The sequence below is a fragment of the Streptomyces sp. Edi2 genome (assembly GCF_040253635.1).
In the GTDB taxonomy this organism is placed as follows: Bacteria; Actinomycetota; Actinomycetes; order Streptomycetales; family Streptomycetaceae; genus Streptomyces.
This window is the reverse complement of sequence record NZ_JBEJGX010000003.1, coordinates 8,920,406-8,936,788: the sequence shown is the minus strand read 5'-3', so window position 1 is coordinate 8,936,788 and position 16,383 is coordinate 8,920,406. Positions and strand designations below refer to the sequence as shown.

Genomic DNA, 16,383 nt, shown 5'->3' with positions numbered 1-16,383 from the left:
ACCGGTGCCCGGAGTCAACCCACCGCTACCAGGAGTCAGCCCACCGCTGCCAGGAGGGAGTGAGACCGTTGAACCCCCGACAGGTTTCCCCTCCCGGTACGGACCCGTACTTCCCGGATCACGGGGATCCCCGCTACCGGGTCCGCCACTACGCACTCGACCTGGACTACCGGCCGGTGTCCAATCGGCTCAGCGGCTCGGCCCGGCTCAGCGCGCTGGCAGGCCCGGCGCCACTGGGGGAGATCATCCTCGATCTGGCCGCCTTCAGGATTCAGCGGGTACTGCTGGACAGCCGGACCGTGCGCTACACCCACCGGGCGGACAAGCTGCGGATCCGCCCGGCGAAGGCGCTCGCCCCGGGCACCGCCTTCACCGTCGGGGTGCGCTACTCCGGCAACCCCGAGCCGGTGCGCAGCCCGTGGGGCGGCCTGGGCTGGGAGGAGCTGACCGACGGTGCGCTGGTGGCCAGCCAGCCGGTCGGAGCACCGTCCTGGTATCCCTGCAACGACCGGCCGGCCGACAAGGCCTCGTACCGGGTGGCGATCACCACGCCGTCCCCGTACACCGCGATCGTCGGCGGCCGGCTGCTCAGCCGCACCACCCGGGCGAGCAGCACCACCTGGGTATACGAGCAGCCGGCCCCCACTTCGGCCTACCTGATGACCGTCTCCCTCGGCAGATACACGGCCGTGCCGCTCGCCGGCCCGGTCCCGGTGGACGGACGGCGCCCGCCGGTGCCGCAGACCGCCTACCTGCCCGCGCGGCTGCTGCCCGAGTTCACCGAGGACTTCGCCCGGCAGCCCCGCATGATGCAGTTCTTCGAGGAGGCCTTCGGACCGTACCCCTTCGGGGAGTACACGGTCGTGGTCGCCGACGAGGAACTGGACGTCCCCGTGGAGGCCCAGGGCATCGCCACCTTCGGCGCCAACCACCTCGACGGCGCACGCACCTCGGAACGCCTGATCGCCCATGAACTGGCCCACCAGTGGTTCGGCAACAGCGTCTCGGTCGCCGACTGGCAGCACATCTGGCTCAACGAGGGCTTCGCCAAGTACGCGGAGTGGCTGTGGTCGGAGCACGCAGGAGGCCGGAGTGCTGTCTCTCACGCCGCCGCCGCGCACCAGCTGCTGGCCTCGCTTCCGCAGGACCTGCTGTTGGCCGACCCGGGCAGGGAGCTGATGTTCGACGACCGGCTCTACGAGCGGGGAGGGCTGACGGTCCATGCGCTGCGCTGCGCCCTCGGCGACGATGCCTTCTTCCCGATGCTCAAGGACTGGACCGGTATCCATCGCCACGGGGCCGTGAGCACCGACGACTTCACCGCGCACGCCCAGCGGTACGCGGCCGCCCCCCTGGACGGCCTCTTCGACGCCTGGCTGCGAGCTCCCTCCCTGCCGCCGCTACCGCAGCCCGCGGGGCCCCGCCATCCGGCAAAACTGCAGGTCGACCCCCTGTCGCCGGACTGACTGCCAGGCCGCGCCGGTCCCTGGTCCCCCCGCCACAGGTAGGCGCCGCTGCGCACGGCGCCGGACGCAGGGCACACACGGTGGAGCACAGTGCCAGGACGGTGGAGATCGCCTCGCCCCCCATGGCCATGATCGGAACCACGTCCCTGACGGCGCAGAGCGAAGCATGATATTCCCCCATAAAATGGGCACTGCTCGCGCACTGGCGTCGTACCGGACAGGCCGCTGAAGCCGGTGCGGAAGGGCGAACGACTCGGGAACGGTGATCGACTCGGGGACGAGATGCCTATGGAGCAGACCGCCGGTCCGGCGCGGACCGTCATCATGACCGTGGACGACGATCCGGGCGTGTCGCGGGCCGTCGCCCGCGACCTGCGGCGACGCTACGGCGCGTCGTACCGGATCGTCCGCGCGGAGTCCGGCGAGTCCGCGCTGGCCGCCCTGCGCGAGCTGAAGCTGCGCGGCGGCCCCGTCGCCGTGCTCCTGGCCGACTACCGGATGCCGAAGATGAACGGCATCGAGTTCCTCGAGCAGGCTCTCGACATCTACCCCGGCGCCCGGCGGGTACTGCTGACCGCGTACGCGGACACCAACGCCGCCATCGACGCGATCAATGTCGTCGACCTCGACCACTACCTCCTCAAGCCCTGGGAGCCACCCGAGGAAAAGCTCTACCCCGTCCTCGACGACCTGCTGCAGGCCTGGCGGACCGCCGACAACCGGCCGGTGGCCGTCACCAAGGTCGTCGGGCACCGCTGGTCGGCCCGTTCGTCGGCCGTACGGGAGTTCCTGGCCCGCAATCAGGTGCCGTACCGCTGGTACTCGTCCGACGATCCGGAAGGCCGGCGACTGCTGTGCGCCGCGGGCGAGGAGGGCGGCCTGCGGCTCCCGCTGGTGATCACTCCGGACGGCACGGCCCTCGTCGAACCCTCGGACCCGGAACTCGCAGCCCGGGTCGGTCTCGCGACCACCCCGGCCACCGACTTCTACGACCTTGTCGTCATCGGCGGCGGACCGGCCGGTCTGGGTTCGGCGGTGTACGGGGCCTCCGAGGGCCTGCGCACCGTCCTCGTGGAGCGCTCGGCGACCGGAGGCCAGGCGGGCCAGAGCTCACGCATCGAGAACTACCTCGGCTTTCCGGACGGCGTGTCCGGCGCGCAGCTCACCGACCGGGCCCGGCGTCAGGCGGCGAAGTTCGGCGCCGAGATACTGACCGCGCGCGAGGTCACCGGGCTGGAGGTCAACGGCGCCTCGCGCGTCGTCCGGTTCTCGGACGGCTCCGCCGTCGCCGCGCACTCCGTGATTCTGGCGACCGGCGTGTCGTACCGGCAACTGGATGCGCCCCGGGTGACCGAGTTGACGGGCTGCGGCGTGTTCTACGGTTCCGCCCTGACCGAAGCGGCCGCGTGCCAAGGCCATGACGTGTACATCGTCGGCGGCGCGAACTCCGCCGGCCAGGCCGCGATTTACCTGGCCCGGAGCGCGAAGTCGGTCACCGTACTGGTGCGGAGACCTTCCCTGTCCACGTCGATGTCGCACTACCTCGTCCAGCAGGTCGACGAGACGCCCACGATCTCGGTGCGCACCCACACCGTCGTCGATGCCGCCCACGGTGCGCATCAACTGGAACAGATCACCCTGCGCGACACCACCACCGGCGACACCGAACTCGTCGACGCCCAGTGGATGTTCGTCTTCATCGGCGCGGCCCCGCTGACCGACTGGCTGGAGGGCACGGTGCTGCGGGACTCCCACGGGTTCATCCTCACCGGCCCCGATCTGACCGCGGACGGACGCCCGCCGGCCGGCTGGGAGCTGGACCGGCCGCCCTACCACTTGGAAACCAACGTCCCGGGCGTGTTCGTGGCCGGTGACGCCCGCGCCGAGTCCGCCAAGCGTGTCGCTTCCGCAGTGGGCGAGGGAGCCATGGCGGTCATGCTCGCCCACCGATATCTGGAGCAGTCATGAACGGCCGGCCGAGGCCCTGCAGCCGGGAAGAACTCAGCTCCCTCTTCCTCTTCGAGAAGCTGGCCCCCGACCAGATCGACCGGCTCTGCCGCGAAGGCCGCGTGGAGGAGTTCGCACCCGGGCCCGTGTACGGGGAGGGCGACGACGCCACCTGCTTCTACGTGCTGCTCGAAGGGACCCTCGCGCTCTCGCGCCGGATCGGGGACTACGACGTCGAGATCACCCGCAGCTCCGGCCGCGGGGTGTACGCGGGAGCCTTCCAGGCCTACCTGGGCGACCGCCTGCGGCAGGTGTACAACAGCTCCCTGCGGGTCATCGAGCCCGCACGCTTTTTCGTGCTGCCGGCCGAGACCTTCGCCGCGATCATGCGCGAGTGGTTTCCCATGGCCGTGCACCTGCTGGAAGGCCTCTTCTTCGGCGCCAAGAGCACCCAGGAGGCCGTCGGTCAGCGCGAACGGCTCCTGGCTCTCGGGTCGCTGTCCGCAGGGCTGACCCATGAACTGAACAACCCCGCCACCGCGGCAGTGCGCGCCACGTCCGCGCTCCGCGACCGTGTTGCAGGGATGCGCCACAAGCTCGGCCTCATCGCGGCGCGCCCCTACCGGCGCGACAGCCTGCAGACGCTCATCGACGCCCAGGAACGCACGGCCGAACGCGTCGCCAAGGCCACCACCCTGAGCCCGCTGGAAGCCTCGGACCGGGAGGACATCCTCTCCGACTGGCTGGACGACCACGGCATCGGGGACGGATGGCAGCTCGCCCCCACCTTCGTCCAGGCGGGCCTCGACACCGACTGGCTGGACCAGATCGCCGCAGCGGTGGACGCGGACACCCTTGAGGAAGCCGTGCGGTGGCTCAACTACACCGTCGAGACCGAACTGTTGATGAACGAGATCGAGGAGTCGACCAACCGTGTCTCGGCCCTCGTCACCGCGGCCAAGCAGTACTCACAACTCGACCGGGCGCCCCACCAGGTCGCGGACGTGCATGAACTGCTGGACAGCACCCTGCTGATGGTCTCCGCGAAGATCGGCCCCCGCATCACCGTCGTCAAGGACTACGACCGCAGCCTGCCGAAGATCCCGGCCTACCCCAGTGAGCTCAACCAGGTGTGGACGAATCTGATCGACAACGCTGTCTCGGCGATGAACGGCACGGACACCGACGGCACGCTGACCGTACGCACCGCCCGCGAGGGAGACCATCTGCTCGTCGAGTTCTGCGACACCGGTCCCGGAGTGCCCGAAGAGATCCGCGACCGCGTCTTCGACCCGTTCTTCACCACCAAACCGGTGGGTGAAGGTACCGGTCTCGGTCTGGACATCTCATGGCGGATCGTCGTCAACAAGCACAACGGGGACCTGCGGTTCCACTCCGTACCCGGCGACACCCGCTTCCAGGTGCGCCTCCCGCTGGCCTCCGCCGAGCCCCCTCCCCCACAGGAGCCGACATGAACTCCCCGGACGGAATCGACCCCTCGGTCCCACCCAGCGGGACCGGCTGCGCCGAGTGCGAGGCCGACGGCGGCTGGTGGTTCCACCTGCGACGCTGCGCGCAGTGCGGCCACATCGGCTGTTGCGACGACTCGCCCGCCAAGCACACCACGGCCCACGCGCGGGCCACCGGGCACCCAGTCATTCGCAGCTTCGAACCGGGCGAGACCTGGTTCTACCACTACGGGACCTCGCAGGTGTACGCCACCGGCCCGCCCCTGGCTCCCCCCGAGAGCCACCCGTCCGATCAGCCCACCCCCGGCCCCGCGGGACGAGTCCCGGCGGACTGGGCCGACCACCTGGGTTAGCCGGAGCCGACCACTTGGGTTGGCCGGAGCCGACCACCGGGGTTGACCAAAGCGGCCCCGACATCTCCTCGACATCCCCTCACGCACCGGCATGGGCCCACCGGCCGAGGCCTCACTCACGCGTACAGCCCGGATATCGTCCTGCCATGACCGACGAAGACCCTGATGACATTGCCTTCCACGTCGCCGCATGTGCCTTCACCCCGCGCCTGGTGGAGCAGATCGCCGGCCTGGCGGAACTGCCGTTGGGCGACTGGGCGGCCTCCGAGGCGGCGATGCGACGTCTGGGCTGGTGCGAAGCCGACGGCGACTTGCCGTGGGAAGACACCTTCATCACCGACGAGGGGCACCTCGCCCATCTCGGGGACACCCTTGCCGTGTCCTTCGCCCACTTCTACTGGGTTGACGACGACGCCTGGAACGCGGATCTGTGGGGCACGCTGCCCGGCTGGTCCAGCCAGGCAAACGCTGAACGTGAGATGTTCGACGCGCACATCGACGCGGCCGTCGCCGCGTTCACCCATCGGCTCGGTCCGCCCGAGCACGACATCACGGCCGAAGGCGGCACCCTGGCCATGGGAGAGGGCAACTGGCGTCACGCCGCATGGCGTTGCGGGGACAACCTGCTCGTCATCGGCCCCCGCCATGAAGGACTCTCCTACTTCCAGTTCGAGGAAGCCGTCATCTACATAGGCCCGCTCGACGCGACCGCTCCACTTCCCGCCCTCTGCGACTTCGTCTCCTGAGCATCCTGCGGCGGACCCCAGGCCCCGCCGCGCTGCACAGCCGGACCGCCGCCCTGGTCAGGGGACCGACAGCCGCGCCACGCTCGTCGAGGCGGGGGTCTGTCTGCCTGTGGTCAGGAAAGCGGACGGCAGAGCAGGGCGTCGGGGCTGCCCCGGTGTCCCGGGCGGGTGGTGAAGGCGATGCCTGCCGCGTAGGCGTCGGAGGGGCACTGGCCTTTGTAGTGGCCGTAGGCGAAGTCGCCGCCGGGGTCGCCGGGCGGGCGGTGGTCGCCGCGGTCGAACCACAGGGTTTGTCCCGCCGTGCCCAGGGAGGTGCGGGCGGGCATGCACAGTGCGGCGGAGACCGTCTCGCCGCGCACGCTGTATCCGGTGAGGAAGTGATCCGCGGGGCACTGCAGTTTGCGGTAGCCGGATGCCCAGTCGCCGCCGGCGGGGACGTACCGCTCGTCGCGTACGACCTCGGGGGTGCTTCCGGGGGTGCGCAGATCCCGGGCCGCGGGGGCGTCGGTGCACAGGCCGCGGCCTTGGGTGTGGCTGATGCCGATCAGCCGTTCTCCGTCGGGGCAGGCCGCTTTGCGGGCTCCGGAGTCCCAGTCGCCCAGCGCACGGGTGCTCAGGGACTGGACGAAATCACGGTGATCGAGGGTGAGTTGGTGCCAGGCCGGGGTCGGTGGCACAGGGCCGGTCCGTTGCGGTGCCGCCAGCAGCCGGTCCCACGCCGTGGTACGCCAGTCGTTGCCGTCCAGGATTCCACTGCGGTGTCCGTCACGGTCGTACCGCAGCATGGCCCAGCTGTCCCCGGCGGGGCGGCCCTGGGCGTCGGTGCTCCAGCCGACGAGCGGCCAGTAGGCGAAATCCGTGTCGTTGGCGGCGAGGTAATCCGTCAGGTTGGCGAACCAGGCGCGGGGCACGGCGCCCGACTCGTCGGAGCCGATGCCGAATTCACTGACCCACAGGGGCGCGGTGAAGTGCTGACCGGACTCCGCGGACACGAAGAACGCCTGATCGTGCAGTACGGCGCGCAGCTGGTCGCGGGTCAGGTCCTGGTAGCGGGGGTCGCTGGTCTCCCCCATACCGGTGGCGCCGCTGTGGTGCGGGCCGGTGTAGCCGTAGAAGTGGGCCGAGTAGACAAGTTTCCCGGAGCGGACGAGGGTGTGCGAGAGCGTACGGACCGGGGTGAGGGCGGGGCGGCCGTGCGGCAGGCCGTCCACCGGCACCCCGGTCCAGTTGATGCCTTCGATGATGAGGAGAAGCCGGGGGTTGGCCTCGGTCTGGATCCGGTCCGCCGCTTCCTGGGCGGCGGCCTGCCAGTCGTGGTTGTCGCCCAGGCCCCAGTTGGGGTCGTCCCAGATGTCACGGCGCACTTCGTTGTAGAGGTCCGCTCCCACGACACGGCTGTTGTCCTGGTAACGGCGGGCCAGGAAGACCCAGTCGTCGGCCCATTGGCGAGTGCTCTGGCGGCTGTTCCACCGCTCGTTGCCGTCGAGGCCGCAGCACCATCGGGTGGTGTTCGTGTGGTTGTTGAGGATGACGGCGAAACCGTCCGCGGTCAGGGCTGCGACCACGGCGTCAAAGATCTGCAGCGGCGTTTTGCCGCGTAGCTGCGGGTTGGCGGCGACCGCGGCATCCGGCACCGGGGCGTCGGAGTGGATCATCTCGTTGGAGAACGGCAGCCGGATGCTGTTGAGGCCCAGGGCGCGGAAGTCGTGCAGCAGCGAGGCGATGCCCACGCGGTCGAGGCCGAGCGGTATGCCGTGCGAGTTCTGACCGCTGTGGTGTGCCGCGGCGTCGTTGATGTCGCCCGAACCGTTCCACGAGCCCTGCGCGCCGTCCCAGTTGCCCGACTTCAACCGGAATCGCTTGCCGTCGGCGTCGACGATATAGCGGCCTCTGGTGGACAGCGGCGCCGTCCATGCGGCGGCGGGTGCGTGAGCGGCCGCGGCCCGGGCGGATGCGTGGACGGCCGATGCCGCGGCGGGTGGGTGTACGGCCGGCGCACCGGCGGATGTCCGTACGGCCGACGCCGCGGCAGCAGAAGCGTCGTACGGCCCGACAGGGGCAGCCGCGGCCGCGCCGTAGACCGGGCTGCCCGTGAGGACGAGGGCGAGGCACAGCGTCACGGCACCGCACGCCGAGCGTAAGAGAGGCTTCACGTCATCCGCCTGCTTCGTCGGGTGCCCGTCGGGTCCGTCCGGCGAGCAGCCCCGCGGCAGTCGCACCGCCGACGGGACACCCACAAGTTACCGACGGGTGGCCGGCGGGGCCATACCTCTGCGGCCGTTTTCGGCCCGGCCATACGGCGGTCCGGCCGAAGGGCGCTCCGGCCACGGGGCGGCCCGGCCGTGTGGTGTCCCGGCCGCCGTCGACGGCCGGGACACCACACCGGGCCTGCCCGTCAGCACTGAACGCTCAAGGACTCATGGCTCATGGCTCATGGCTCATGGCTCATGGCTCATGGCTCATCGCTCGTGCCTCGTGCCTCATGCCTCATGCCTCATGCCACATGGCCGGCGACGGCGTCGTCCAGGAGCTGAGCGCCGCGGCCACTTCATCGACATCGGGGGCGGTCCAGGCGCGGGCGATATAACCGTCCGGGCGGATCAGTGCGGCGGACAGCCCCGACCACGGCAGGGCCCGGGCCACCTCGACTCGGGCCGAGTCAAGAGGTGTGAAGACGGCGTCCGGTGTGAAGTCGGCGAGCAGGAACCGGTCGACCGCCAGCCGGCGGTGCAGGGTGCCGTCCGACAGCGCAAGGTCAGGGGCGCGACAACCGTCCAAGGGGTGCCCCGGGACAGGAGGAGCGTAGGACAGACCGAGTCCGGACAGCCAGGCGGTCAGGTCGTCCGCCGTGTCGCCGCCCTTGGCGATCAGCGCGCTCATCAAGTCGCGCAGCGCGGCACCCGCCGGGGTGAAGGTGGTCATCAGGGCTGCCTGAGCCAGGGTGTTGTCGGCCAGCGCGGCGGCGACGGGGGCACGCTCGCTTTCGTAGCCGGCCGCGCCACCGGTGATCACGGGCGGAGCCCAGCCGTGGATCTCGGCGGCCAGTTTCCACGCCAGGTTCACGGCGTCCTGCAGGCCGACATTCAGCCCCTGGCCACCTGCGGGCAGATGGACATGTGCCGCGTCGCCGGCCAGAAAGACGCGGTCCGCGCGGTACTTCACGGCGTGCCGGGTCGTGTCATTGGCCGTGGACAGCCACAGCGCGTCCCGTAGTCCGTGGTCGCTGCCGGTCATCCGGCGCAGGACGGCGCGCAGTTCGTCGAGGGTCAGGGATCGCGCCTGGCGTGCGCGTACCTGGTCGGAGGTGAGTTGGGTGTCCGCGGTTTCGGTGCCGAAGACACGGTACGTACCGTCGGGGAGGCCGTACGCCCCGTCGGGGAGGGGGAGGAAGCTGAGCTGGCCGTGCCGGTGGTCCCAGTAGTGCACCACCCCGTCCGGCGGGTCGGTCAGCGTGACATCGGCGACGAAGCCCACCATGGAGGGCGGGGTCCCCCGGAAGTCGATGCCTGCGTGCCGTCGCACGAGACTGTGCGCGCCGTCGGCGCCCACCAGATAACCAGCCCTGCGCACACCGCCGTTGACGGTCACCTCGACCCCGTCGGCATCCTGGGTGAACCCGGTGACCTCGTGGCCGTACCGCACGGCTATGCCGCGCCGGCGAAGGTGAGCCACCAGCTCTCGCTCGGTGGTCGTCTGCGGGACCATCAGCACAAAGGGGTAGGGCGTATCGAGCTGCGCGTAGTCGAGTGGGTCGGGAAGTACGGCGAAGTGCGCCTTCGGTACGCGGCGCCCCTGCGAGACCAGTACGTCGGAGAGCCGCCGGCCGTCTTCGGTGCGCAGCAGGGTGAGGACCTCCAGGGTCCGGGGGTGCATCGTGGTGGCCTTGGCGGGCTCGCTCGGACCGGCCCTGCGCTCCAGTACCTCCACGGTCACCCCGGCGGCGTCCAGCAGGGCGGCGGTCAGCAGACCGACCGGCCCGCCTCCCGCCACGATCACCTCGACGCTCATCGGTTCCCCCGTTCGGGACGCAGCAGCCAGATACCTGTGGCGAGACCAGTGGTGGAGGCGATATGCACGGCGAGCGCCTTCTCGTTGGGTGCCCAGACGCCTGTCGTGGGGCCTCCGGACCACATTGCCGCCGCAAAACCGGCGCCGGCGGCCGCCATCGCACCCCACAACGGCCGGCCGCGCCGTGGCCCGGCGAGCACGCCGATCCCGATGGCCGCCAGGCTGCCCGCGGTGATCAGGGCCTCGCGGGCCATGTGGTACTGCACGTGGCCCGCGCCGTCCCGCGCCTCGGGCGCCCGATAGGTGTCATCCGTGATGTGGGTGACGGTCTGCCAGACCGACGGCAGGGCCGCCGCCATACCGGCGACGGTGACGACTTGGCCGAGCTTTTCACGCCTGGTAGGCGCCATGGCTACTCCCTTTCGATGCGCGATTCGCGATGCGCGATTCGCATGCGCGACACCCGACACCCGACACCCGATACGCGGTAGCGGTACGCGGAAGGCGTCGCGATTCTCTTAACGTGAAGATAATTAATGTTCGCCTTTTAGTCAACGCGCTGGTAGGATCCGACGCGTGACCGAAAGCTCGCCCCGCGACCGCGTCGACGGCATGATCGACGTCATCTCCAGCGCGCACGACCTGGCCGACCTGGAATCCAAGGCGTTGGTGTACCGCCTGCGGAGGGTGGCTCACCACATGGAGATCGAGCTCAAGCGTGAACTGGCGCACCACGGGATCGAGTTGTGGGAGCTGGAACTGCTGGCCTGCCTGCGCCGCGCACCACACCACCGCCTCAGCGCCAAGGACCTGCTGGAACAGATGCAGCTCACCACCGGAGCCGTCACCAACCGCGTCTCACGACTCGAAGCCAAAGGATGGGTCAGCAGAGAGCTCGACCCCGCCGACCGCCGCAGCGTTCTCGTCACACTCACCGAGGAAGGCCTCAAGCGCGCACTACAGGTCTTCGCCACCAAGACCGAGGCCGAACGCACCTTGCTCTCCGCGTTCACACCCGAGCAACAACGCGAGCTCAACGGCACGCTGCGCACTTTGCTGATCAGCCTGGAGGGCCGCCACTCCTGAGACGGGTGCGCGACGGGGACGGGTGCGCCCCTGGGGCCGGTGCACTCCTGGGACCGCGACTTCCCTGAGACCGGTGCTCCTGGGACCGGCACACCCCTGAGGCCGGTACACCCGCGCCGCCCCACCCCATCGAGCCACGCCGCACCTCGCCCGCACCACCGCAGGGCTGGGCGGCGTACGACCGCAGGCACGCGTGCGGCCCGTAACCCGCCCCGATCCGACCGACGCGTCGCAGCACCACCGAACCGCACCACCGAGCACGTAGAGTGACCGCTCCATCACGGTGGCGGGTGCCCCCGCAGCCGCCCGCCCGCTCCCACCGGAGAAAGGGACCTCACCTGCATGCGCGCTCGCCATCTCGCCACCGCTGCCGTTCTGGCGCTGACCACCGCTGTTCTCGCAGCCGCCCCTGCCCCGGCACGTACTGCCACTACTACCGCCGCACCGACCGGCAGCAGCCGCGCAGCCGCCGCCCGCCTCGCCGGAAACACCGAGGTTCCCGTCAAGGGCGGCTCAGCGCGCTTCTCGGTGCCCCCGGCCCTCCTCGCTGCCCTCAACACCCGCGGCGTGGCCCTGGCGGAGGTCGACACCCAGGGCCGGATCAGCCCGCACTTCGCCACCGGAGACGTGCGCCAGGACATCAGGAGCGGTGCGGTCACCAACAGCGGCGGCAAGGTCGGCGGCGAACTCCGGTTCACCCGTGCCGGGATCGCACTGGTCAACATCAAGACCGAGAAGGCCGTCAAGCTCACCGGATTCGTCGACGACCTCAGCCAAGGCAAGCTCAGCGCCGTCCTGGACCGGGGCCGGAGAGTCACCCTGGGGACGTTCCCCCGGCCCCGCACCGCATCAGCCATCGACACCGAGGCCGCCGCACTGCACGCGAACACCGCCATCACGGTCACCGCGGCCGCTGCCGCCCGCCTCAACGCAGCCCTCGGCACCACCTGCTTCACCGGCGGCGGATCACTGCTGCATATCCGTATCGACGCCGCACTCGACCCGTCCGTCGACCTCGGCACCGCCCTCAACCTTGGGTCAGGCCGAGGTACTGACGCCGGCTGACTCCGGGGCGGGGTGCGGGACGGCGACTTGCCGGCGTCGCACCAGGAAGCACGCGAGGGCGCCGGCCGCGATCACGATGATGGGCAGTGCCAGGGTCGGCCGCATCGCGTGCACGACCCCGTGTCCGAGCGTGGAGGCCGCCACCTGCTCGACGTGGTGGGCCAGGCCCGACGGCGTTCCCTGCGGCAGGTGGACCACCGCGCCGCTCTGCCCGACGCCGACCTCCTGACCGCTCTCGGCCGCGTGGCGAAAGCCCTCCAGGAACGGGCGGCGGACACCGGCAGGGAGGTCCGACGCCCGCTTTGCCGCTTCGTCCTGCAGCGAGGCGGCCAGGCGGTTCTGCAGTACCGCACCGACTGCGGCACTGCCGATCACGGTGCCGATCTGACGGATCGTGTTCAGCACACCGGAAGCCGCCCCGGCCATCATCGGCTCCACTTGGTACATGGCGACCGTGACCATCGGGCCGAATACGCAGCCGATGCCCACTCCGGCCGTGATCAGGGCGGGCTGGAGCTCCCACCACGCGCGGCCGACATCGGTGACCCAGGTGAGCCAGGCCATGCCGGCCGCGAACAGGGTCAGGCCGGTCATCAGGACGTACTTGCCGCCGATCCGGTCCGCCATCCGGCCCGCGACCGGTGACAGCACCGCTGACACCACCATCGCCGGTGCCATGACGAGTCCGGCCGCGAGGGCACTGAAGCGCAGCACCGACTGCAGATAGATCATCACCGGCAGGAACAGGCCAAGCATCCCGACCTGGACGGTCGCGGACACGAAGCTCATGACCGTGTAGTTGCGGTCGCGGAAGAGCACGAAGGGCAGCAGCGGTTCGCGGTGCTGCCGGGCGCCCTGGTGCAGCAGGAACAGCACCAGCAGCAGGGCGGAGGCGCCCAGCAGCGCCCAGATCCCGGCGTTCCAGTCGTACCGCTGCCCCTCGGTAAGTGCGAAGGTCAGGCATACCAGCGTCGCCGCGGCGAGCAGGACGCCCACAACGTCCAGCTTCCGGCGGTTGCCGTGCCGGATGCCGGGGACGAGCGTGACGGCCATCGCGAGGACGATCGCGCCGATCGGGACATTGGCGAAGAAGATCCACCGCCAGCCCGCCGTGCTGACCAGGAGCCCGCCGAGAGTGGGCCCGGCGATCGTGGCCACGCCCGCGACACCGCCCCAGACGCCGAGCGCGGCCCCCCGGCGCTCGGCCGGGAACGTGCCGATGATGATCGTCATGGTCTGCGGCATCAGCGCCGCCGCACCCAGACCCTGCACCGCCCGGGTGGCGATGAGCTGGGCCGGATCCTGCGACAGGCCGCAGAGCACGGACGCCAGGGTGAACAGCGCGACGCCCCCGATGAACATGGTGCGCGGCCCTCGCACATCGCCCAGCCGACCGAATGTGATCAGCAGTGCAGCGAGAACGAGGACGTAGATATTGATCACCCATAACACCTCGTCCAGCGACGCGTGCAGATCGCCGACCATGCTGGGGATGGCCACATTGACGGCCGTCAGGTCCAGCAGTGTCATGAAGAATCCCAGGCTGAGCGTCAGCAGCACCGCCCAGGGATTACCGCGCCAACTCCTCATGCGTATCCCATCCTTTGCTCTTGGCGTCCCCGAGAATCCGCTCGACGGCTCGACGGGCGGTCGGCGTCGGTCTCCGCCGTGGCATGACCCGTGCAGCGCCGGTGCCGTCCCTCGGAGTTCGCCTCGGTCGGTTCGATCAGTCCGCGCTCAGGGGCAGGAGAGGCAGCGACGTACTGCCTGCCTCTCCTGCCCGGCGCAATCCATTGCCGAGCTGCGCGATGCCGCTGCCGAGCCGCGCGAGCCGCGTCACTGCTGCAGGAACGGCCCGGCAGGGCGCCGGCACCACCGGCCGGGGCGAATCGGCCCGCCCGGACGAGAGACAGATGTCAGCTCTTGGCAGGGGCCTGCAGACTCCACAGCCGCCCGTCGGGATCCCGGACGGTCATCTCCCGGGTCCCGTAGTGCGTGTCCTCGAACGGCGTGGCCACCTCCACGGCGGAGCCGGGACGGAACAGGTCCGCATCGGGCACCTTCAGCGCGACCTGTACTCCGGGCTCCCGGTCCTCAGGGACCTCGACCACGACGAGATAGGGGCCCTCGCCGTTGCGGAATACACCGGAACCGTCGCCGGCGGAGGTCTCCAGCTCGTAACCCAGTTCCTGGAAGAACCCTGCGGTCCTCCCCCAGTTGCGGGTCTCCACGAAGACCGCCTCGATACCTTCAGTTGCCATGTCATGACTCCTTTCCGGAAGAGTGCTCCCGCTGTCCACGGGCGTCGTCGAGGTAGGCGCGCAATGCGTCGGCGACCAGCGCCGACAGCGACATGCCCGTCTCGATCGCGTGATGCTTGACCTGCCTGATCAGCCCCAGCGGCAGATACACGTTGAACTGTTTGACTTCCGTGTCACCCATGCACGGATACTAGCTCGCTAGATTGCTAGCATGCTAGCCCACGAATGCTTGCCTGTCTGCTCTTGCAGCTCACGCGCCGGCCCGGTTGCCGTCCGCGCGGCCGAGCCCGGGCAACTACCAAGGCCGGGCAACTACCCGAGATCGGCCCCGGTCTGCCGGCTGATGCCATGCCCGCACCGCGAGGGATCCACCCGATTCCCCCGTCCCGTCAGAGGCCCGATGCACCGCGATGCGGAAAGGCGGTCAATGAAGATCGCGCGAGCGGCAGACTGGCCCCATGACCGCATCGGATGCCAAGGCTGATCTTCACTCCTCTCTGCAGTCCGCGCGCGAAGCCCTGCTGTGGAAGCTCGAAGGGCTCTCGGAGTACGACATCCGTCGTCCGCGGACGCCGACCGGCGCGAACCTGCTGGGGCTGGTAAAACACCTGGCCGGCGTGGAACTGGGCTACCTCGGCGACACGTTCGGGCGGCCGTCCGGCGAGCCGCTGCCCTGGCTCGACGACGGCGCCGAGCCCACCGCGGACATGTGGGCCAGTGCCGACGAATCACGCGAGCAGACAGTGGCCCTCTATCGCCGGGCGTGGGTGCACGCAGACGCGACGATCGACGCGCTGGCACTGGACACCACAGGCACAGTGCCGTGGTGGCCGGCCCACAAGAATGAGGTGACGCTGCACCAGGCCGTAGTGCGCGTGCTCGCCGATACGCACCGGCACGCAGGGCACGCCGACATCATCCGGGAACTCACCGATGGTGCGGTGGGAATCAGCGAGGGAAAGGACGACATGCCTCCGGGCGACTCGGCTTGGTGGGCGAGCTATCGGGCCCGGCTGGAGGAGGTAGCCAGGGAAGCCGGTCGGGAAGCCCATCGGGACGCGTAGCGCGTAGCTTCGGACCGGGCGGGGCCGGTGATCCGGCGGGTTCACGGTGCATCAGCGGGCGGGCGATGTTGCGGCGCTCGGCATCGACGGCATCGACGGCAACGACGGCAATCCCGCGTTCGGTGAGCCGGTCGGCGACGCCACCGGCATCGGCCGGAGCGCTTCCGTCGTAAGGCCTCTGACCTGCAGACGCCGTTCATGTCGGCGAATGAGGTGGCTACGCTCGTGATCATGTGGACGCAAACAGTGCTGGAGGCCTGCCCCGAGGCGGGCCTTCGGGAACCGGTACAGGAATCGGAGCTCGTCGAGGCCGAGGGGCGGCTGGGGAGCGTTCTGCCGCCGGAGCTCAAGCAGTTGCTTCTGCAGAGCAATGGGGTGATCGGCCACAGCCAGGTGGACACGGTCTGGAGCATCGACCAGATCGTTGAGCAGAACCTTCTCTTCTGGTCCGACGAGTCCTTCGCCCAGCTGTACATGCCGTTCGATGCCCTCCTGTTCTTCGGGGACAACGGGGGCGGTGATCAGTTCGCCTTCGTGCGGAAGCCCCAGCGGCCGGACGTCTTCGTCTGGGAGCACGAGAGCGACAGCCGCAGGTGGGTGGCCGGCAGCCTGCGGGACTATCTCGGTCGCTCGTTGCGTGTCGGTGACGACGACTGGTACCAGCCCTGAGCCCTCACTGACAGGACGGCGCCACCTCTTCCGCCGTGGGCGGTCGCCACGGCCCTCCGCGCGTCATCCGGGCGCCACCGGGACGCTACCGGGGCGCCCCCGAAGGGGCGGACCCTACCGATGGGCAATGGGTGTGCCCAGTTCCGGGCCCGTTCAAGTTTTGGTCACGCTCTCCGCCCAGGATCTGGAATGAGACATTCCGCTTGGTGACACCGCCGTGGTCAGGTACACCGGCCACGGCACGGAGGG

Annotated in this window: 15 protein-coding genes; 9 read left to right on the top strand and 6 right to left on the bottom strand. The window is 69.9% G+C overall.

Annotated features, from left to right (window positions below; all coding sequences use genetic code 11):
* Positions 1-68: 68 nt before the first annotated feature.
* The 5 genes from ABR737_RS42685 (at position 69) to ABR737_RS42665 (ending at position 5,981) form a co-directional block, all read left to right on the top strand.
* Positions 69-1,466 carry a M1 family metallopeptidase gene (locus tag ABR737_RS42685; RefSeq protein ID WP_350256520.1) on the top strand — a complete coding sequence of 466 codons (1,398 nt, stop codon included), beginning with the start codon at positions 69-71 and terminating at the stop codon, positions 1,464-1,466.
* 288 nt (positions 1,467-1,754) lie between these two features.
* Positions 1,755-3,434, top strand: a complete 1,680-nt coding sequence (locus ABR737_RS42680; RefSeq protein ID WP_350256519.1) for an NAD(P)/FAD-dependent oxidoreductase — start codon at positions 1,755-1,757, stop codon at positions 3,432-3,434.
* Positions 3,431-4,888, top strand: coding sequence for an ATP-binding protein (locus ABR737_RS42675; RefSeq protein ID WP_350256518.1), 1,458 nt, complete (start codon positions 3,431-3,433; stop codon positions 4,886-4,888). Before ABR737_RS42680 ends, ABR737_RS42675 begins: the two co-directional genes overlap by 4 nt.
* Positions 4,885-5,235, top strand: a complete 351-nt coding sequence (locus ABR737_RS42670) for a UBP-type zinc finger domain-containing protein (RefSeq protein ID WP_350256517.1) — start codon at positions 4,885-4,887, stop codon at positions 5,233-5,235. The genes ABR737_RS42675 and ABR737_RS42670 overlap by 4 nt, the downstream gene beginning before the upstream one ends.
* Before the next feature lie 146 nt (positions 5,236-5,381).
* Entirely contained in the window at positions 5,382-5,981 is a 600-nt protein-coding gene (locus ABR737_RS42665; RefSeq protein WP_350256516.1) for a hypothetical protein, read from the top strand.
* A gap of 113 nt (positions 5,982-6,094) precedes the next feature.
* On the opposite strand, the gene ABR737_RS42660 is transcribed toward ABR737_RS42665, so the two are convergent.
* From ABR737_RS42660 to ABR737_RS42650, 3 genes are all read right to left on the bottom strand, one after another.
* Entirely contained in the window at positions 6,095-8,134 is a 2,040-nt protein-coding gene (locus ABR737_RS42660; protein WP_350256515.1) for a glycoside hydrolase family 5 protein, read from the bottom strand.
* Positions 8,135-8,468: 334 nt separating this feature from the next.
* A complete protein-coding gene (locus ABR737_RS42655) occupies positions 8,469-9,989 on the bottom strand; it encodes an FAD-dependent monooxygenase (RefSeq protein ID WP_350256514.1) in 1,521 nt (506 codons plus the stop codon).
* Positions 9,986-10,399 carry a hypothetical protein gene (locus ABR737_RS42650; protein ID WP_350256513.1) on the bottom strand — a complete coding sequence of 138 codons (414 nt, stop codon included), beginning with the start codon at positions 10,397-10,399 and terminating at the stop codon, positions 9,986-9,988. The genes ABR737_RS42655 and ABR737_RS42650 overlap by 4 nt, the downstream gene beginning before the upstream one ends.
* Before the next feature lie 166 nt (positions 10,400-10,565).
* Between ABR737_RS42650 and ABR737_RS42645 the strand changes: the two genes are divergently transcribed.
* Together ABR737_RS42645 and ABR737_RS42640 are read left to right on the top strand one after the other, a co-directional pair.
* Positions 10,566-11,075, top strand: a complete 510-nt coding sequence (locus ABR737_RS42645; protein ID WP_350256512.1) for a MarR family winged helix-turn-helix transcriptional regulator — start codon at positions 10,566-10,568, stop codon at positions 11,073-11,075.
* 342 nt (positions 11,076-11,417) lie between these two features.
* A complete protein-coding gene (locus tag ABR737_RS42640) occupies positions 11,418-12,140 on the top strand; it encodes a hypothetical protein (RefSeq protein ID WP_350256511.1) in 723 nt (240 codons plus the stop codon).
* Here the strand turns inward: ABR737_RS42640 and ABR737_RS42635 are convergent.
* The 3 genes from ABR737_RS42635 to ABR737_RS42625 all read right to left on the bottom strand — a co-directional run bounded on the left by ABR737_RS42635 (position 12,114) and on the right by ABR737_RS42625 (position 14,582).
* The gene (locus tag ABR737_RS42635) at positions 12,114-13,730 is read right to left on the bottom strand and encodes a DHA2 family efflux MFS transporter permease subunit (RefSeq protein WP_350256510.1); all 1,617 of its coding nucleotides are present in this window, start codon (positions 13,728-13,730) and stop codon (positions 12,114-12,116) included. The two genes, ABR737_RS42640 and ABR737_RS42635, sit on opposite strands and share 27 nt — an antisense overlap.
* A 326-nt stretch (positions 13,731-14,056) precedes the next feature.
* Positions 14,057-14,401 (bottom strand): VOC family protein, encoded by a 345-nt coding sequence (locus tag ABR737_RS42630; RefSeq protein ID WP_350256509.1) that lies wholly within the window; start codon positions 14,399-14,401, stop codon positions 14,057-14,059.
* Between the two features lies 1 nt (position 14,402).
* Entirely contained in the window at positions 14,403-14,582 is a 180-nt protein-coding gene (locus tag ABR737_RS42625) for a ribbon-helix-helix domain-containing protein (RefSeq protein ID WP_350256508.1), read from the bottom strand.
* A 277-nt stretch (positions 14,583-14,859) separates the two neighbouring features.
* On the opposite strand from ABR737_RS42625, the gene ABR737_RS42620 reads away from it, so the two are divergent.
* Both ABR737_RS42620 and ABR737_RS42615 read left to right on the top strand, forming a co-directional pair.
* Positions 14,860-15,465 (top strand): DinB family protein, encoded by a 606-nt coding sequence (locus ABR737_RS42620; protein WP_350256507.1) that lies wholly within the window; start codon positions 14,860-14,862, stop codon positions 15,463-15,465.
* A 231-nt stretch (positions 15,466-15,696) separates the two neighbouring features.
* Complete coding sequence (locus tag ABR737_RS42615; RefSeq protein WP_350256506.1) at positions 15,697-16,134, top strand: SMI1/KNR4 family protein; 438 nt, start codon at positions 15,697-15,699, stop codon at positions 16,132-16,134.
* Positions 16,135-16,383 lie beyond the last annotated feature (249 nt).